The sequence below is a fragment of the Paraburkholderia sp. BL18I3N2 genome, from assembly GCF_003001875.1.
GTDB classification, from domain to species: Bacteria; Pseudomonadota; Gammaproteobacteria; order Burkholderiales; family Burkholderiaceae; genus Paraburkholderia; species Paraburkholderia phytofirmans.
This window is the reverse complement of sequence record NZ_PVNC01000027.1, coordinates 48,623-67,566: the sequence shown is the minus strand read 5'-3', so window position 1 is coordinate 67,566 and position 18,944 is coordinate 48,623. Positions and strand designations below refer to the sequence as shown.

General features: G+C 63.5%; 15 protein-coding genes. 6 read left to right on the top strand and 9 right to left on the bottom strand.

What is annotated here, in order from left to right; all coding sequences use genetic code 11:
* Positions 1–330 precede the first annotated feature (330 nt).
* Entirely contained in the window at positions 331–2,601 is a 2,271-nt protein-coding gene (locus B0G75_RS36475; protein ID WP_106314581.1) for a xanthine dehydrogenase family protein molybdopterin-binding subunit, read from the top strand.
* 33 nt (positions 2,602–2,634) lie between these two features.
* On the top strand, positions 2,635–3,096 hold the full coding sequence (locus B0G75_RS36470; RefSeq protein WP_106314580.1) for a (2Fe-2S)-binding protein: 462 nt from the start codon (positions 2,635–2,637) through the stop codon (positions 3,094–3,096).
* Positions 3,097–3,338: 242 nt separating this feature from the next.
* Here B0G75_RS36470 and B0G75_RS36465 read toward each other — a convergent pair whose 3' ends face one another.
* Both B0G75_RS36465 and B0G75_RS36460 read right to left on the bottom strand, forming a co-directional pair.
* A complete protein-coding gene (locus B0G75_RS36465; protein ID WP_106314579.1) occupies positions 3,339–4,961 on the bottom strand; it encodes an NAD(P)-binding protein in 1,623 nt (540 codons plus the stop codon).
* Positions 4,961–6,478 (bottom strand): polyamine aminopropyltransferase, encoded by a 1,518-nt coding sequence (locus B0G75_RS36460; RefSeq protein ID WP_106314587.1) that lies wholly within the window; start codon positions 6,476–6,478, stop codon positions 4,961–4,963. Before B0G75_RS36460 ends, B0G75_RS36465 begins: the two co-directional genes overlap by 1 nt.
* Before the next feature lie 139 nt (positions 6,479–6,617).
* On the opposite strand from B0G75_RS36460, the gene B0G75_RS36455 reads away from it, so the two are divergent.
* From B0G75_RS36455 to speD, 4 genes are all read left to right on the top strand, one after another.
* Positions 6,618–7,004, top strand: a complete 387-nt coding sequence (locus B0G75_RS36455; protein ID WP_106314578.1) for a DUF350 domain-containing protein — start codon at positions 6,618–6,620, stop codon at positions 7,002–7,004.
* A 65-nt stretch (positions 7,005–7,069) separates the two neighbouring features.
* Positions 7,070–8,074 (top strand): SPFH domain-containing protein, encoded by a 1,005-nt coding sequence (locus tag B0G75_RS36450; protein ID WP_106314577.1) that lies wholly within the window; start codon positions 7,070–7,072, stop codon positions 8,072–8,074.
* Positions 8,075–8,087: 13 nt separating this feature from the next.
* The gene (locus B0G75_RS36445) at positions 8,088–9,614 is read left to right on the top strand and encodes a DUF4178 domain-containing protein (protein ID WP_106314576.1); all 1,527 of its coding nucleotides are present in this window, start codon (positions 8,088–8,090) and stop codon (positions 9,612–9,614) included.
* A gap of 151 nt (positions 9,615–9,765) precedes the next feature.
* Positions 9,766–10,149 carry an adenosylmethionine decarboxylase gene (gene speD, locus B0G75_RS36440; RefSeq protein ID WP_374956948.1) on the top strand — a complete coding sequence of 128 codons (384 nt, stop codon included), beginning with the start codon at positions 9,766–9,768 and terminating at the stop codon, positions 10,147–10,149.
* Positions 10,150–10,236: 87 nt separating this feature from the next.
* On the opposite strand, the gene B0G75_RS36435 is transcribed toward speD, so the two are convergent.
* The 7 genes from B0G75_RS36435 to B0G75_RS36405 form a co-directional block, all read right to left on the bottom strand.
* Positions 10,237–11,763: an efflux transporter outer membrane subunit gene (locus tag B0G75_RS36435; protein WP_106314575.1), complete on the bottom strand. Its 1,527-nt coding sequence runs from the start codon at positions 11,761–11,763 to the stop codon at positions 10,237–10,239.
* Positions 11,760–12,797 carry an HlyD family secretion protein gene (locus tag B0G75_RS36430; RefSeq protein ID WP_106314574.1) on the bottom strand — a complete coding sequence of 346 codons (1,038 nt, stop codon included), beginning with the start codon at positions 12,795–12,797 and terminating at the stop codon, positions 11,760–11,762. Before B0G75_RS36430 ends, B0G75_RS36435 begins: the two co-directional genes overlap by 4 nt.
* Positions 12,794–13,003 (bottom strand): DUF1656 domain-containing protein, encoded by a 210-nt coding sequence (locus tag B0G75_RS36425; protein WP_007176114.1) that lies wholly within the window; start codon positions 13,001–13,003, stop codon positions 12,794–12,796. The genes B0G75_RS36430 and B0G75_RS36425 overlap by 4 nt, the downstream gene beginning before the upstream one ends.
* A gap of 48 nt (positions 13,004–13,051) precedes the next feature.
* Positions 13,052–15,154 (bottom strand): FUSC family protein, encoded by a 2,103-nt coding sequence (locus B0G75_RS36420; protein ID WP_106314573.1) that lies wholly within the window; start codon positions 15,152–15,154, stop codon positions 13,052–13,054.
* 6 nt (positions 15,155–15,160) lie between these two features.
* Entirely contained in the window at positions 15,161–15,637 is a 477-nt protein-coding gene (locus B0G75_RS36415; protein WP_106314572.1) for a MarR family winged helix-turn-helix transcriptional regulator, read from the bottom strand.
* Positions 15,638–15,755: 118 nt separating this feature from the next.
* Positions 15,756–17,414 carry an ATP-binding protein gene (locus tag B0G75_RS36410; RefSeq protein WP_106314571.1) on the bottom strand — a complete coding sequence of 553 codons (1,659 nt, stop codon included), beginning with the start codon at positions 17,412–17,414 and terminating at the stop codon, positions 15,756–15,758.
* Between the two features lie 3 nt (positions 17,415–17,417).
* A complete protein-coding gene (locus B0G75_RS36405) occupies positions 17,418–18,935 on the bottom strand; it encodes an ATPase domain-containing protein (RefSeq protein ID WP_106314570.1) in 1,518 nt (505 codons plus the stop codon).
* Between the last annotated feature and the right edge of the window lie 9 nt (positions 18,936–18,944).

Sequence of the window (18,944 nt, the reverse complement as noted above, 5' to 3'; positions counted from 1 at the left end):
TCAATCAGTTCGCCATTCTGTTCGGCGAGCGGTTCACCAGCGCCATCAACTGAGATTTCTAACCGGCCTCAGCACACAAGATTTCTGACACGTCCCGGCGGCGCGAGGCCGACGCATCTGATCTCATCCCCATTTAATGAAACACCCCACGACAACCCCCCATCCTTCCCGTCCCCCGCATCCCCCGCCCCAAGCCGCCCCGACTTGAGCGCACGCATTTAAGTCCCACATCCACTCTCCCGTCTTATTACTATTCCGAGAAACAATGCCAAGCGCGGGCCCGCGCTTTCACAGCTTCCCACCCACCGTGCAAGCTGATCGAACCATGTCATGTTGAAACGCAGAACCTTTCTGCTCGGCGGCGCCGGCGCTGTCGGCGTGTTGCTGGTCGGCTGGTCGGTGCTGCCGGCAGGACAGCGCTTGACCACCTCCATGCCGCTGCCGGCGCAAGGCACGCAAGTGGCGCTCAATGGCTGGGTCAAGATCGCCGCCGACAACAGCGTGACGATCATGATGTGCAAAGCGGAAATGGGGCAGGGCATCCACACCGGCCTTGCGATGCTGCTCGCCGAGGAACTGGACGCCGACTGGTCGCGGGTGCGCGTTGAAGACTCGCCCATCGACAAGATTTACAACGGGGTGCAAAGCATCATCGACGACCTGCCGTTTCGCCCCGATGACGACAGCACCGTCAAACGCGCCGCCGTCTGGATGACCCGCAAGCTGGTGCGCGAAGCCGGCACGATGATGACGGGCGGTTCATCGAGCATCAACGATCTATGGACGCCCATGCGCGAAGCCGGCGCCTCGGCCCGCGCCATGCTGATCGGCGCGGCGGCCGCGCAATGGAAAGTGCCGCCCGGTGAGTGCCGCGCTGAAGCCGGTCAGGTGCTGCACCCGTCGGGGCATAAGGCGAGCTTCGGCGAATTGTCGTCGATGGCCGCGCAGCAGGCGCTGCCGCGCAAGGTGACGCTGAAAGACCCCGCCGACTTCAAGCTGATCGGCAAACCGCTACGCCGTATCGAGGCGGCGTCGAAGATCAACGGCACGGCGCGCTTCGGCATCGACGTGCTGCCGGACGGCCTGCTCTACGCGAGCGTCGAGATGTGCCCGACGTTGGGCGGCTCGGTGGCAAAGTTCGATGCAACGGCCGCTGGCAAAATGCCTGGCTTCATCAAGGCGTTCGCCGTCGCGCCATACAACGGCGGAACCGGCGGCGTCGCGGTGATCGCCGACAACCCGTTTCGCGCGATGAACGCAGTCGCCGCCATCGACGTAACCTGGCATGACGGCCCGGCAGCGAAACTCTCGAACGCGGACGTGGACCGCCGCCTCGCGCAGGCCCTCGGCGACAGCGACGGCCACGCTTACTACCATCTGGGCGACGTCGATGCCGCGTTGACTCGCGCGGCGCGCACCGTTAGCGCGGAATATCGCGCGCCGTATCTTGCGCACGGCGCGGTCGAACCGCTCAACTGCACCGTGCAAGTGGCGGACGGCGCGGCCACGGTCTGGGTCTCCACGCAAATGCCCGGCCTCGCGCGGCATCACGTGGCGAAAGTGCTGGACCTCGACGCGGACAAAGTCGACGTGCAAACGCTTCTGCTCGGCGGCGCGTTTGGCCGGCGTCTGGAGCTCGATTTCATTGCACAGGCAGCGGCGATTGCGCGCGAGGGTGGCGGGCGTCCGGTGCAAACCCTGTGGTCGCGAGCTCAGGATTTCACCCACGACTTTTATCGTCCGGCGTGCCTGTCGCGGCTGAAGGCCGGTTTCGACAACGACGGCAAACTGGTGGCGTGGCAGGCCGCGTCGGCAAGTCAGGCGATCGTGCCGGAAGCGCTCGCGCGCTACTACGGCGCGCCGCGCCTTCCGATCGACAAGACCACCTGCGAAGGCGCCTTCGATCAGCCCTACGAATGGCCCGCTGCGCGCGTCGCGCACAAGATCGTCGAGTTGCCGGTGCCGGTCGGGTTCTGGCGTTCGGTGGGTCACTCGCATCAGGCGTTTTTCACCGAGGGCTTTACCGACGAACTTGCGGTAGCGACCGGCAAGGACCCGATTGCGTTTCGCGCCGCGCTGCTCGAGCAGCATCCGCGGCATCTGGCGGTGTTAAAGCGCGCGGCGGCTTTGTCGGACTGGGAGCATCCGCTGACGCATGCGGCCGACGGCGCGCCGCGCGCGCGTGGCGTCGCGCTGCACGAGGCGTTTGGCAGCGTGGTCGCGCAGGTCGCGGAGGTATCGATCGGGCCGGGTAAGAAGATTCGTGTGCATCGGGTGGTGTGCGTGATCGATTGCGGCATGCCGGTGAATCCGAATCTGATTCGTCAGCAGATGGAGAGCGCGGTTGTCTTCGGTTTATCCACCGCGCTGCAGGACGAGATCACGCTTGTCGACGGCCAGGTGCAGCAGAAAAACTTTCTGGATTTCCCGGTCGTGCGAATCGACGATTGCCCGGTGATCGACACGGACATCGTGCCGAGCCAGCTTCATCCGCAAGGCGTGGGCGAAGCGGGTGTGCCGCCGGTCGCGCCGGCAGTGGCCAATGCGGTATTCAAGCTGACCGGCCAGCGCTTGCGCTCGCTGCCGTTGAAGCTCGCGTGAAGCACGCCGAATTAAAAAACACAGGAGGCAGCTATGGGATCGCTGAACATCAACGGCCGGGCAGTGGCGGTACAGAGCGAGCCGGACATGCCGCTTCTGTGGGTGCTGCGTTGCGAACTCGGCATGACGGGCACGAAGTTCGGTTGCGGCGTTGGCATTTGCGGCGCGTGCACGATTCATGTCGACGGCGAACCGGGCTTCGCCTGTCAGACGCTCATGTCGAGCCTGCATACGCAGAAGATCACGACCATCGAGGGTTTGCAGGGTCCTGAAGCACAAGCATTGAAGACCGCGTGGATCGATCTCGACGTGGTGCAGTGCGGCTATTGCCAGAGCGCCCAACTGATGGCGGCCTGCGCGCTGCTCAAGCGCAAGCCCAAACCGACCGATGCCGACATCGACGCGGCAATGTCGCACATTGTGTGCCGTTGCGGGACCTATCCAAGGGTACGGGCGGCGATCCACCAGGCGGCGGCAAAGCGCCGCCCCGCGTAATGCCGCCGACTTGTTTCGCCTTAACCGCTAGCGAAAAAGTCCGCCGCGTACGCTCAACCTGCCAGCAATTCCACCATGGCGACGACCGCCGTAAAAATGCCGATGCAGCCGCCTAGCGTGGCTGCGTTTTTCATGAATTGCGACATACATGTCCCCGTATTGAGTGGTTGGTGACATGCATTTAACCTTAAATGAAAGGCAAAAGAAAGCTAATCAAAAATAATTCGTAAGCTCTGCGCGCGTCATCGCAAGACGCGGTTTGCCGTCAGCACGCCCCAATAAGACGCCTCTTCGAACAGCGATATGCCTGACAAATCGGCGTGCGCGAACAGGATCGGGCCGTCCACGTCGCGCAAGGCGACCAGTCCCGGACGGCTCAGGAAGCCGACATCCGGCGTGGCCATGGCGTGACCGCGCACGGTGATTTCCAGTGCCGCGGCATGACGCCACAAATCGCGGCCGTACGCGGGCAGCAGATCGATTGCTGCCTGCGTGCGCAGGTCGTCGGGATGCGCGGCGGCCAGCCAGCGGCGCGTGTCGTCGGGTGTCTTGAGGTCCAGCGCCTGATACGCCGAAAACACCGAGCGCTGCGGCGGCGACAGACGGATCAGTTGATGCGTCGAGACCACGTAGCCGAGACCTTCGCCGCGATACACGACGTTGTCCCACGCGAGCGGCACGCCCTGCGCTTCGCGCGGCATGCCGTCCATCAGGAAGTTGGAGACGAGCCACGGCGCGCGCGGCGGGAGATCGCGCGCCGCTTCGAAACCGTAGGCGTCCAGATTCGGTATCACGTGTTGCGCGACGAAAAGCGGCATCGCGCATATCACGCGGCGCGCTTTCAGCACGAACGTGGTGGGCACGTTCTGGTTGTCGATGCGTATGCACAGCACTTCGACGCCGCCGGCTTTTTCATCGACACGCGCGGCAAAGCCCGGTAACGACCACGTCTGTTCTTTGCCGACGCGTCGCGTGATCGACGCGCCCAGTTTGGTCACCATGCTGTGCAGCCCGTCGGGCCAGGTCAGCACCGCGCCATCTTCGGCGTTGCGCGCATGGCCGCCGCGCGACGAGAAGTAATGCAAGCCGGCCCATGCGGAGACGCGTTCATAACCCGCGCCGAAATCGTCGCGGCAGGCGTAGTTCAGATACCAGTGCAGCGAGGGCGCGCTGTAGCCTTCATCGACGAGCCACTGTTTGAATGAGCGCTTGTCCAATGCACGCCACGTCGGATCCTGCGACGACTGCGCCAGCGGAATGCAAAACACCTTGCGCCCGTCATTGCCGACGGCGGCGCGCAACGCATCGGTGTAAGCGAAGAACCGCTGTTGCTGCGCGAGTTCCGCGTGACTTACGCCTAGCGTCGGCACGAGTCCGTCCTGCCATTGGCCGTCGATCAGCAAGCGTTCGTCCGGTGCATGCACCAGCACGCGTTCATCGAATACGGGCCGCGCGGTGAACGGATCTGCTTCGATCACGCCGAGGTCGGCGAGCATGTCGCGCAAGTGCGTCGATTCCATCGACGGCAAGGGCAGGTAGTGCGCGCCCTTCGGATAACCCAGATCGCCATACTGACCGCCGGCCGCATTGCCGCCGAATTCGGGCCCGGCAAGCACGACGAAATCCTTATGTCCCGCGCGCGCGAGTTGCCACGCGCACGACAAACCCGCCGCGCCCGCGCCGAGAATCGCGATGTCGGTCGCGATCGTGCCCGACGGCGGCGGCAAGCTGCGATGGTCGCGCAATGCATGGCCTTCGCGCATGCCAGGGCTATCGACTATCGGCGTCGTCTCGATCCAGCCGCTGCTGCCGCAACCGGTGAGCGCTGCTGCCGCGCCGGCGAGCAGAAATGTGCGGCGGTCCATCAGCGCAGCACGTGTTTCCAGTCCTCGTCGAAAAGGCGGACGAGCGGCTGGTCGTTCAACTGGTTCGGCGCCATCGGCAGCGCAGGCATGTCGGCGGGGAAGTGAAACATCTCGACGGCCGTTTGCGCGTCGAGCCAGCGCATGGGCTCCGAGTAATGGGTCGGGATCGCATAGTCGCGGCGCTTGCCGGCGATCACGAAACCCCAATCGCCAAACGAAGGCACGTAGCAGTGATACGGCCACGTATTGAAGCCCGCTTCGCGCAACGTATCGACGATTGTCCAGTACGCGTGCGGCGCGAAATACGGCGAAGTCGATTGAATCACCGCATAGCCGTTCTCCGACAGATGCCGCGCTAGCATGCGATACACCGGCACCGAGTAGAGACGCCCCAAACCGAAGTTGGTCGGGTCGGGAAAGTCCACCACGATGGCGTCGAACACGTCGGCGTTGGATTCGAGCCAGCGCACGGCGTCGTCGTTGATCATGTGCACGCGCGGGTCTTTCAGCGAGCCCTGATTGAGTTTGACGAGCGGCGCGGAATTCGAAAAGAGCCGCGTCATCGCCGGATCGAGATCGACCAGCGTGACGGTTTCGATGTTGCGATGCTTGAGGATTTCACGCACCGCGAGGCCATCGCCGCCGCCGAGCACCAGCACGTGTTTGGCCCACGGCAACGCTTCGAGAGTGGGATGAATCAGCGCTTCGTGATAACGATGTTCATCGCGGGAAGAGAATTGCAGATTGCCGTTCAGGTACAGACGCATATCGTCGTGCCATTGCGTGAGCACGATGCGCTGATAAGGCGTGGTTTCGGAAAAGATCGTCTCGTCGCCATATAGGCCATGCTCGGCCCAATGCGTGAGGCGCTCGGACAGCGCGAAACCGGCGCCGAGCAGACTGATTACCAGCGCGGCGCGCGCCAGCTTGGCCGGCACGTTGCTGATTTCCGCGCGAAACGTGTGCGTGGTCCACAACGCGACCAGCGCATTCAGAATGCCGAACAGAAAGCCGGTGCGCAGCAGACCGAGACGCGGCGCAAGCACGAGCGGAAATAGCAGCGAGACGGCAAGTGAGCCGAGATAGTCGAAACTCAATACATCGCTGACGGTATGGCGAAACGCCTGGCGGCGCTGCTGGAACGCGCGCATCACTAGCGGAATCTCCATGCCGATCAACGCGCCGAGCAGTAGCACCACTGCGTAGAGCGCCGCGCGAAACGGCGTGGAAAGCCATGCGAATACGCCGAACAGCATGGCCGCGGACAACCCGCCGAGCAGTCCGACCAGCAGTTCGATATCGACGAAGCGGTCGAGCACGTCGTCGTCGTCGATGAACTTGGCGAGCCACGAACCGACGCCCATCGCAAACAGATAGCAGCCGATCACCGACGAGAATTGCAATACCGAGTCGCCGAGCAAATAGCTCGACAAGGTACTGCTGATCAGTTCATAACCCAATCCGCATGAAGCGAGAACCAGTACGGAGAGAATCAGCATGCGATTATGCTTATTCATCGCGCTGGGCACTCCGGTCCGATGTGGATATACTGGCGGCGATTTCAGCGAGCCTTCGAACGGCGCTTCCCGCATAATCATGGCCGGCAGAATCGGCATGCGCGACGGCATGCTCGGCATACACAATCCGGGGGAATAAATGGGTGATGCCTTTTCTTATGGGATTCATTTACTGTCGGCGTTTGTGCTGATCCTCGGATTCGCGGCAGTTTACCTTAAGGTCACACCGTTCGACGAACTGGCCCTGATCCGCGACGGCAACGTTGCCGCGCTCCTTTCATTTGCTGGCGCACTGGTCGGCTTTTGCCTGACGCTTGCCTCGAGCATTGCGCATAACTCCACGCTGACGTTGGTGCTAATCTGGGCCGTCGGCGCAATGGTCGTGCAGGTTGCCACTTACGCATTGCTCACGCGTCTTTTGCCCGGCATGAATCACGCGATTGAATCGCGTAATACGGCAATGGGTGGATTGATGGGCGCGGCTTCACTGGTGGTCGGCATTATCAACGCAGCCTGTTTGACCTGATTTGACGTTTAACACATTTGCACGTTAATGCCTGACAAGCGGGCGCCTCGCGCGAGGAGTACACGATGAGTCTCGGTTCGTTTATTCGCAAGCAATTTGTCGATGTCCTGCAATGGACAGGAGATGGCGACGGCGTATTGGCCTGGCGTTATCCAATGGAAGACCAGGAAATCCAGTACGGCGCGCAGTTGACGGTGCGCGAATCGCAAATGGCGCTGTTCATCAACGAAGGGCGCATTGCCGATGTGTTCGGCCCCGGCCTTTACACGTTGACCACGCGCACGTTGCCGGTGCTGACCAGTCTGCGCAATTGGGACAAGCTGTTCCAGTCGCCCTTCAAGTCGGACGTGTACTTCTTCAGTACGCGTCTCCAACTCGGGCGGCGCTGGGGCACGCAGCAGCCGGTCACGATCCGCGATCGCGAATTCGGCCTCGTGCAGGTGCGGGCGTTCGGCATCTATTCGTACCGCGTGGTGGACGTGCCGTCGCTTCATCGCGAGATCAGCGGCACGCGCGCGGTCTATACCGTCGACGATCTCGAGCAGCAGTTGCGCAATCTCGTCGTCACGGCCATGAGCGTGGCGTTCGGTTCGGCGGATGTCGCGTTCGTGGATATGGCGGCGAATCAGGAAGTTCTCTCGCAGCGTATCGGCCAGGCGCTCGCGCCGGTGTTCGCGCGTTATGGCGTGGCGCTCGATTCGTTCACCGTGCAAAGCGTGTCGTTGCCGGAGGCGTTGCAAAAGGCGCTGGACGCGCGCATCAGCGTGGGCGTGAGCGGCGATCTGAAGAAGTTCGCGCAGTACCAGGCCGCGCAATCGATCCCGCTCGCCGCGCAGAATCCGGGCGGCGTCGCCGGTGTGGGCGCGGGTATCGCAGCGGGCGCGGCGATCGCGCAATCCATGACGGGCGCGCTGAACCAGGCTGCTCAAACGCAAGCTGCGCAAGCCCCGGTCTCGAACGATTACGTAGAGCGTCTGCAGCAGCTCAAGACTCTGCTAGACAAGGGCCTCGTCACCGAAGACGACTATGCGAAGGCGAAAGCCGAAATCCTCGCGAAGCTGACCCAATAAAAAAAAGCACTCGATGTTCAGTACTTCGTGTCCTCAATGCGGCGCGCTGCTCGAATTCCGCTCCGCCGCGGCCGTCATGGCCGTGTGCGGATCGTGCCGCAGCACCTTGCTCAAGCGCGGCGAGGCGGTCGAGCGGATCGGCGAGATGGCCTCGGTATTCGAGGACTACTCGCCGTTGCAACTCGGTGTGACTGGCCGCCATGAGTCGCGCGCTTTCACGCTGCTCGGCCGCATTCAATTGCGCTATGACGCGGGCTACTGGACCGAGTGGTACGCCGCTTTCGACGACGGCTCGTCCGGCTGGCTTTCCGATGCCTCCGGCCAATACGCGGTCACTGTCCAACACAAACTCAACGGTGGCGGTGACGACTTGCCGCAGTTCGATTCACTGCGCCCCGGCACCGGCTTCGACTTCGCCGGCAAGCGTTATCTCGCGTCAGATATCCGCACGGCGCAATGCGTCGGCGGCGAGGGTGAATTGCCGTTTCGCGTGGGCGACGGCTGGCAGGCGCGCGTCGCCGACTTCCGCTACGAAGACAAATTCATCACGCTGGATTATTCCGACGCCGAGCAGCAGACGGGCAAGCCGGCGGTCTATGCGGGCGCCTCGGTGGAACTGGCCACGCTCGCCTGTCAGTGCCTGCGCGACGAAGCGGAGATTCGCGAGTCGGCCGGCCGTTATCGCGGCGAACTGGGCGCATTCACTTGCCCGAGTTGCGGCGCGTCGCTCGATTGTCCGGTCGGCGTGGCGAACTATGTGATTTGCGGCTCGTGTCATGCGGGCGTCGATTGCAGCGCCGAGCAGGCCACGCTGTTTTCGAAGAAGCGCGAGGTCGAGGCGATCGAAACCGCGCTGCAACTCGGCGCGAGCGCGGCCTTCGACGGCGTGAAATATACGGCGCTCGGTCTCATGCGTTGCCGCACGCCGGACGGCGAATCGAACTGGGAAGAATATCTGTTGCACAACCTCGAACGCGGTTTTCTGTGGCTTGTGCATAGCGAAGGCCGTTGGGAATGCGTGGACGTGTTGAACAACTGGCCGATGATCAGCAAAGATGGTCAGGTGCTCGATGGCGGCAAGACCTATCGCGAACGCGAGCGTTACGACGCGGTCGTTGCTTACGTTGCTGGCGCATTCAACTGGCGAGTACAAGTCGGCGATAAAACGTCGATCACCGATTTCGCGTGGCGCGACTTCAAGATGACGCGCGAAGTGACGGCCGACGAAATCGTCTGGTCGCGCGCCAAGCCGTTGAGCAATAGCAAGGTTGCCGAACGATTCGGCGTACCGGCTCTGGCGGCGGAAACGGCGAGCCGGCGCGCGTCCCAATCCGGCAGCAGCGGCTCGAAACCGGCGCGCGAGGGATTGACGAAAGCCGGCTTCGGTCCGTGGCCGTGGATCGCCACCATTGCGATGGTCTTCATCAACTTCAACAAGTTATTCGAATTCGACGGCTCGACGGTGCTGGTGATCGTCGGCGTGGTGGCTTTGTGGGCGCCGGAGTGGATCTGGCGCGCGTTCCACGAAGAGTCGAGGTGAGCGTGCGGCAATTCTTATACGTGCTTTATGCGCTCGTTGTGATCGTCATGTTCAGTTGCACGTCGACGACCGGAAGCGGTGGCGGCGCTGGTTATGGCGGCACGTCCGCGCGCAGCGGTTATTCGTCGTACGGGTCGCACAAGTGAGCGCGCTGACGGCCATGTCCGCGCCCACTCCGCGCGATGCCTATGGCACGCATGTGTTGGCCGATCTCGGCGGTATCGCGGTGGACATGCTGCGTGACGCCGCGGCGCTCGAGGCGATTCTGGTGAGCGCGGCTAAAGCTGCCGGCGCCCACGTACTCTCCGCGCACTTTCATCACTTTGGCGGCGAGCACGGCGTGACAGGTGTCGTGTTGCTCGCGGAGTCGCACGTCACGATTCACACGTGGCCCGAGCATCGCTTCGCCGCGCTCGATATCTTCATGTGCGGCAAGGCGCGTGCTGAAGACGCGGTCGCGCAGATCGCTCGCGAGTTGAAAGCGGAAGTACGGAATGTGCGCACGTGTGAGCGTGGGGTTGTGCCGCTGCGATAGATAGATCGGCAAAAGCGGGTTGTCTAAAGCAGCCGCTTGAAGAGCGGCTCGCATTAGACAATCAAAATCAGAAGTAGAAAAGCCGCTTCAAGGCGCTTTCGCTTTCGTTGCCGCCGCTGGCGTTGCCTTAACCGGCACCGCCACCGCAGGCTTGGAACCAACCGAAGTGTCCTGTGGATCAACTTCCCAACCGCCACCGAGCGCGAGGAACAGGTTGACCTGATCGATGGCCACCTGACCATCCGCGGCTGCGGCCTGAGACTTCGTGGAGGTCAACGTGCGCGTCGCGTCCAGATCCGAAATAAACGACTCCCGTCCCGCGCGATACAGCCGGTGCGTTTCATCCGCCGACTCGCTCGCCGACTTGACCGCGGCACGCAGCGCGTCGGCGCGTGCGTAATCCGACGAATAGGTTGCGAGATTGGTTTCGGTTTCGCGCAACGCGGTCAGCACCACGCCATCGAACTTCGCCAACGCGACCTGGCTCGACGCCTGCGCTTCACGCACACGGCCACGCGCGCCGTTCGTGGGGAACTGCCAACTGATCAACGGACCGAAGCCCCAGCGCGCCGTGGGCGATGTGCCGAGGTCTTCCAGAACGCCGGTCAAACCCGCCGACGCACCGATACTCACCGTCGGATACAGCGCTCCGGTAGCGACGCCGATCCGCGCCGTGGATGCCGCCAATTGACGCTCGGCCTCGCGCACATCCGGTCGGCGTTTGAGCAGCGCGGCGCCGTCGCCGATCGGAATCGGCTGGCGCAGTTGCGGCAGCCTGTCGCACGCGAGCACGGCCGGCGGCAGATCCGAAGGCGCGCGCGCGAGCAGCGCCGCGAGCCGGTACTGCGCGATCTTGCGACGCGCCGTATAACGCGGAATATCCGCTGACAACGTATCGACCTGGGTCTGCCCACGTGTCACGTCGGGCTGATTGCCGCGGCCCGCGTCGCGCAGGCGGCGCGAGACATCCACGCGCTGTTTCTGCAGGGCCAGCGACTGTTGTGCGATCCTGAGTTCCTCGGCGGCCGAACATTGCTCGACGTAAGAGCGCACCACGTCCGCCACCACGGTGATCCGCGCGAGATCGGCTGCGGCCTGTACCGATTCGGTGTCCGCTTGTGCCGCTTCCACGCCGCGCCGCAACTTGCCGAACAGATCGATTTCATACGAGATGCTGATGCCGATATCGCCTTCGTTGACGACCGGCAGCTTTTCGGTGAGCAGGTATTGCTCGGCGGATTCCTGCGCGCGTTCGATCAGCGCCGAACTCTTGCCGGAAAAGCCGCCCTGTGCCTGCGCTACACCCAACGCTTCACGCGAACGCGCAAGATTAGCCGCCGCGACGCGCAAGTCGGTATTCGATTGCAGTGCCTGGTCGACGAGTCCGTTCAGCACCGGATCGTCGTACAGCTTCCACCATACGGGCGGCACGCTCTGGCGCGTCGTGAGGGACGTGTCGGCGCCCTCGATCGGCGCATTGGCAAGCGGAGCGTTGATGAGTGCCTGTTGCGGCAGTGAGTAGTTGGGACCGACATTCATGCAGCCGTCGAGCGCAACCGCCAACGGCAGCAGAGGCAGCAACGGCAATAAGGGCAGGGCGCGCGACAGCTTCATTGCGAGGCGCCCGATGATGAGACCGCCGCCGACGCCGGCTGTGCAGCCGAAGCAGTCGAGCCAGTCGAAACAGCAGACGTAGCAGACGCCGCAGACGCAGCAGACGCCGACGAGGAAGCCGCCACCGCACCCGACGCCCCCGCATCCGGATGCTCCTTGCCGCCAGGCGACAAATCACGCACTGACACAGTCGCGGTGCGGCCCGCGATCATGCGGAAATCCGCAGGCACTTCATCGAGCGCCACGCGCACCGGAATCCGTTGCGCGAGCCGCACCCAACTGAAGGCCGGATTCACATTCGGCAGCAGATTCGAACCTTGCGTGCGGTCCCGATCCTCGATTGCGGCGACGATACTCTGCACATGTCCGCGCAACACCGCCGGTTCGCCCATCACCGTGATATCGACCGGCTGGCCGATGTCGATGCCACGCAGTTTGGTTTCCTCGAAATACCCGTCGACGCGGAACGAATGCATATCGACCACCGAGACCACCGCGCGCCCCGCCGCGACATATTCGCCGACGCGCGGCGCGCGGTCGTTCAGATAACCATCCACCGGACTCATGATCGTGGCGCGTTGCAGATTCAGCTTTGCGGTGTCGATCGCCACGTTTGCATCGGCGAGCGCGGCTTCCCCAGCCTCGACACGCGAGCGGCTTTCTTCCGACACTTCCGCCGCGACCAGGTTGCCGAGCTTACGGTTGCGCGCGTCTTCGCGACGCGCCTGATCGAGCGTGGCGCGACGTTGTTGCGCGGTGGCCTGCGCCTGGCGCAGCGCGAGCGTGTAGCGGGCCTGATCGATCACGAACAGCGCCTGGCCTTGCTTGACCTGCTGGTTGTCCACCACGTCGACGGACGAAATCAGTCCCGAGATGTCCGGTGCGACCTGGATCACGTCGGCGCGCACGTGTCCGTCGCGAGTCCACGGCGCGAACATGTAGTAGCCGATCAGTTTCCACAGCACGAGGGCCGCGGCGACGACGACGATCAGGGTCAGCAGAATTTGACCGACGGAGAACCAGGTTTTTTTCACGTTATTAGTCTGTGCGAAACGACGACGACAAGGCCCAGCACCAGCACATAGATGCCGAGATCGAAGATGGAGCGATGCCAGACGAAGCGGTAAAAGCCGACGCGCGCGAGCACCGTGCGAATGGCCAGGTTGATCAGATACGCGATCAACATCAGCACGAGCACGGCAGGCACGAACACGCCGAAGATATCGATTTCACCGATCATCGCGGGAGGTGGGCAAGAGGAAAGGAAATGGGCGACGGCATGAGCGCATCAGGCAGCGGCCTCCGGTTCGGGCGGCGCCGGTTGCGTCAGCGTGGCCGGAAACAGCGAAAGACGCAAGCCGACCAGCGCGTGCAGAGCCTCGCGCAACCGGCGTGCCGACGTTTGTGAGGTCGCGCCCGGCGCCCCTGCGTTGGCGAGCCCTTGTGCCGTTACGCGCGCCACGGCGGTGTCGATCGACGACATCAGGCTCTCCGGCACCGGCTCGCGCTTGCGGCGATCGACGCAGCTTTCATAGTACTGACGCACGTCGTCGAGCACGTGATCGATCGCGGCCGGCGCGTCGCCGCCAAGCTTGTGGGCCAGGCGGCGCAGATCGAGTGCGTTGAAGGCGATGCGCAGATCGCGAAAGCTCTCGATCGACGGATGACGATGGTCGTCGGTCGCAGCAAGGCGCGGGATCAGCTGCATCAGGCGGTCGAGCATGCGCGCGGCGAGATTGCGCGGATCGGCGATCGGCCGCGTCGACGCCGTGAGCGCCACGTCGGCCCAGCTCGAGCGTAACAGACGGGACGCCGCGAGTTCGGCGCCGAACGGCCGCGTTGCGCGCGTCCACAGGTACGCGTAGAGCAAGCCGGCGAGGCCCGCGAGATTGCTGTTCAGGAACACCAGGAAGTTAGCGTCGTAGGCGTCCTGAATGCTGATGAAGGTGGCCGTGTTCACGGCGACCAGCACCGTGGCGAGGTTGAACTGCGGGCGTGGAATCAGCGTGCCGACGAAGATGAACGGCGCGGCGAACATGATCACCAGCATCGGAAAGTCATGCACATGCGGCAGCACGACGAACAGATAGACGCCCGCCGCCACCACGCTAATGGCGGTAGCCACGAAGAAGCGGAAGATGAACGGCGCGGGCTCGTCGAGCGCCGCGAAGAAGCAGCATGCCACGGCCGCGAGCGTGACGGCGCTCGCTCCATCGTTCCAGCCCGAGCCGATCCACAAACTGCACGCGAGAACCACGGCCGCCGCAGCCGTGCCGGTCGAGAACAGCATGATGCCGCGATCGTAGAAGCGCTCCGTACCGCCTAGCCGCCAATGGCGGAAGCGTGGACGCCACGAGCCTTCTTCCCGCGTGATGATGATGCGCAGCGAGCGGCAGTCCTGCCAGACATCGATCACCTGCTTCATACGCCACAACGCGTTCGAAAGCAGCGCGCCATCCCAGCCCGCGAGCGCGGACGGCGGCGGTTGCATCGCCGCGATGCGCTCGCGCAATGCGTCGGCTGTCGGGTCCGGGTGATAGCCCTCGCTCACGGCGGGCATCGGCTCGTTGAACCATTTGATGACGTCGGCGAGCAGGCTTTCCAGCCCTTCGGGCCACGTCTGCCGGCCGCTGTTGTAAAGCGCGATCAGCGGATCGGCGAGCGACGACATGATGGGCAGCAGCAACTGCATGCGCCCGCGCAGTTCCTGCGCGCGCGCCAGTATGTCGGGCCGCGTGTGATCGTAGGCCAGCTGGCTGAGCAGCAATTCAAGGCCATTGATGGTGGCCGCGATGCGTTGCCGCGCGCCCGAAATGGCCGAGCCGGCAAGCCGTCCGGAGAGCGTTTCGGTTGCGTAGAACGCGGCGTCGCGAAACCACGCGTCCGTCTGCTTGATGATGGTGGGTGCAAGCCGGCTCGGAAACAGCGCACTGCCGACAATGCTCGCGCAGACAATGCCGAGCGTAATCTCCTCAGTGCGGCTCACCGCGAGATCGAACACGCCGCCAGGATTGGTCACCGAGGGCAGCGCGATGATCGGCATCGTATAACCGGCCAGCAGGAACACGTAGCTGCGGGCGGTGCGATCGGAGACCGCCAGATACAGCATCGTGCCGGTCCAGAGCGCCACGATCACGCTAAACAGATACGGCGATTCGACGAAGGGCGGCACCAGCAGCACCGCTGCCGAAGCACCGAGCATGGTGCCGAGTGCACGATAGAGCGCCTTGGAACGCGTCGCGCCGACAAACGGATTCGACACGATGTAGACGGTGGCCATCGCCCAATAAGGCCGCGGCAGTTCGAGCGCGAGGCCGATGTAGAGCGCGATCATCGCCGCGGCAAATGTCTTGACCGAAAACAGCCAGTCGCGAAGGGAAGGGTAGACCATCGACCGTTACGCCGGCTCGCCGCTGCGATCGCTGTTCTGATCGGCGCGTTCGGCGGCGTCGGCCGTGAACGCGGCGAGCACGCGCAAGGTCGCTTCGAGATCGCTGCGCGAGACGCCTTTTAGCGCTTGTGCCCGCAGCGTGACCAGTTCCTCTTCCATTTTCGCGGTAACGGCGCGGCCTTCTTCGGTGAGCACCACGGTTTTCGCGCGCCGGTCTTCGGGGTCTTCGTCGCGACGCATCAGGCCCGCGGCGCACAGTTGATCGAGCAGCCGCACGAGCGAGGGCCCTTCGATACCGATGTGATCGGCGAGCGTGACCTGGCGCACGGCCGCGCCGAGCCGGCTGGCGGTCAGCAGCGGCGTGGCGCATGCCTCGGAGACATTGAAGGCCGCCAGCACGCCATGGCTCGTGCGCCGCCATTTCCGGGCGGCGACGACCAGCGTGCTGCTGACTGTCCGGCGCAAGGTATCGAGATTCGACATGGCCGGTATTGTATTTCCAAAAAATTCGTTAGCAAACTATTGATTTCGGAATTTTTTATGACGATGCGGCGACCCCGCGCGCATTCACATGCGCGCGGGGTCGCTATGCCGGAGTGACTCAGGCCGCGAGCCCGAGCCTGACCGTGCGCGCCAGATCATCCAGCTGGAACGGCTTGCGTAAAATCGTGCAGCGCTTCACAGCGAGCCCGGAAATGTCTATGTCCGCATAACCGGTTGCGAGGATCACCGGCAAATCCTCGCGCATCTTGCGCGCCTCGGCGATCACATCGATCCCGTTCATGCCGGGCATCGCGAAGTCCACCATCAGCAGGTCCGGGTTGTCGCCCTGCAAACGGTTCAGGCCTGCGCGTCCATCGGCGGCTTCGGTCACGGTATAGCCGAGCATTCTCAGCGACTCGACCAGCATGGCGCGCACCTCGCTGTCGTCTTCGACCACCAGCACCCGCTTTTCGCCGACCACGTTCGCTTCCGCATCCGACGCCGCTTCGGCCTGCGGCGCCACGCGTTCGCGCAACGGCAGCCAGAGCTCCACGGTGGTGCCCACGCCTTCCTCGCTGAACAGACGCGCGGTGCCGCCGGCCTGCCTCGCAATGCCGTAGACCTGGCTCAAGCCGAGTCCCGTGCCTTTGCCGATCGGTTTGGTGGTGAAGAACGGATCGAATACGCGCGACACCACGTCGGGTGGCACACCCGAGCCGGTATCGGCGACTTCGACCACCACATAGCGGCCCTCAGCGAGTGTCTGATCGGGCGCCTCGCGCTGCTTTACGCGAATGCCGAGTTGGCCGCCGCCCGGCATCGCATCGCGCGCGTTGATGGCGAGGTTGAGAATGGCCAGTTCGAGTTGATTGGCGTCGGCCTGAGTCCACATCTCCTCGCCGTCGAACTCGTTGGTATAACGGATGCTCGATCCGAGCGACACGGTGATGATGTCGCGCATGCCTTGCAGCAACGCCACTACGTCTACCGCTTTCAGATCGAGGTTGCTGTTGCGTGAGAAAGTCAGCAACTGTCCCGTCAGTTTCGCGCCGCGTTCGGTCGCGCGTTTGACGGTGGCGGCCATGCTGCGAAGGCGCTCATCGCTGCTCACTCGCGCGATCAGCTCTGCGTTGACCATGATGACGTTCAGCAGATTATTGAAGTCGTGCGCGATGCCGCCGGTGAGTTGCCCGAGCGCTTCCATCTTCTGCGATTGCACCAGCACCGCCTGGACTTTGGCGCGCTCGTGAATTTCCATCATCAGCCGGTCGTTGGCGGAGGCAAGTTCCTGAGTGCGTTCGGCGATACGGCTTTCCAGCGAGTCGTTCAACTGCACCAGCGCCTCTTGCGCTTCGATCCGCTCGGCCAGATGACGGCGCGATTCATATTGCCGCGCGCGTGCGCGCAACGACGACGCCACCGCGCGCCGCAGCGTCTCCGAATTCAGCGGCCGTTCGAGCACGACCACGTTGCCGAGCCGTTCGAGCACTTCGAGGCCGCGTTCGGAGCGATGTCCGAGGCGTGAGGCGGCGAGCAGAATGAATGGGAAATCCGACCACGCCGGCTGCTGTTCGAGCCAGTCGAACAAGCGGGCCGCATGATTGCCCGCGAGCGCCTCCTCGGCGATCAGCGCGCTGCCCGCACCGGCGTCCAGCGCCGCGGTGAGCGCGTCGGCGTCGCGGCATGCCACGCAGAGGCGCTTATCTTTGTGCAGCACTTCGGCAATCACATCGGCGTCGCGGCCGAACGGCGCCAGAATGAGGACGCGTTGCTCCATAACCTACTGCCCGGACGATTCGATGACGCGGTTTGTCGCGCCGAGCAGCGCGGTGCTGCCGCGATAGGCTGGCAGTCCGGAGAGCACGCCCTCGAAGTCGCGCAGTGCCTCGCCGACTTCCAGGCCGCCGCGGCTGAGCCGGAACTGGCGGATCGAGCGCTCGTGAGAATTGGCGCGGCTCTTGACGGCCGTCACGGCCGTGAGCACTTCGCCGTGGTGCTCGAAGTAGCGGAACAGTACGACCACGTCGCTCAGATAGCTGATGTCGATATCGCTTTGCACCTCGCCGATAATGCCGTGCTGTCCCAGCACGAGCATCGTGATGACGCCCTGCTGATTCAGGTAGCCGAGCAGTTCGTGCATTTGCAGCAGCAGATAGCGCTCGCCGGGCATCGCCTGGAGATAGGCGTTCAGGCTGTCGATCGCGACATATCGCGCACCGTTCTTCTCGACTGAGCGGCGTACATCGCTGGCGAATTCACCGGGCGAGATTTCCGCCGGATCGATCTGACGCAGCGTCAGCAGACCGCTTTCGACGTGTGGCGCCAGATGCATGCCGAGCGCCGCGCAGCGGATCGTCAACGTGACGAGGGTTTCGTCGAACACGTAGTAGACGCAGCGCTCGCCGCGTTCCAGCGCCGCGATCAGGCACGACACCACCGTGGTGGTCTTGCCGACGCCCGAAGGACCGATCAACAGCGCATTGGTGCCGGGAATCAGACCGCCGCCGAGAAGCGCGTCGAGGCCGGGCGTGCCGGTGCTGGCCACCCCGGCATCGAATGTCGTGTGGTGTTCTGCCGCGACGAGGCGCGGATAGACGTGGAGGCCGCCGGTGTCGAGCGTGAAGTCGTGGTAACCCTCGCGGAATTTGATACCGCGCATCTTGGCGATGCGCGTGCGCCGCCGGTTGCCGCCGTAGTCGTGCACGAGATTGTCGAGGCTGATCACGCCGTGCGCGATGCTGTGCAACTGCACGTCGCCGGGATCGGACGAATTGTCGTCGAGCAGCAGCACCGTGCATTCACGGGTGGCGAAATAGCGCTTGAGCGCGAGAATCTGCCGCCGGTATCGCAGCGGGTTCTGCGACAGCAGACGCAACTCGGAAAGGCTGTCGAGCACGATGCGCGTCGGTTTGAGTTCATCGACCTGCTGGATGACGTTGCGCACCGTCTCGCCGAGTTCGACCTCGGCCGGATGCAGCACGGTCTGCTCGTACTGCGGGTCGAGACCTTCGTCCGAAACCAGTTCGAGAATATGGAAGCCGCTGATATCCCAGCCATGGCTTTCGGCCACCGAAATCAGTTCGGAGCGGGTTTCGGACAGCGTGATGTATAAGCCTCGCTGCCCTTCTTCGACACCCTTGAGTAAGAATTGCAAGGCCAGGGTAGTTTTACCCGTACCGGGCGCACCTTCCACCAAGTACATGCGGTTTGGGGTGAGACCGCCTCCCAGGATGTCGTCGATTCCATCGATCCCCGAGGAAAGGCGGGCCGGCATACCGGCAACGTGTCTGTTTGACATGGCGTAGCG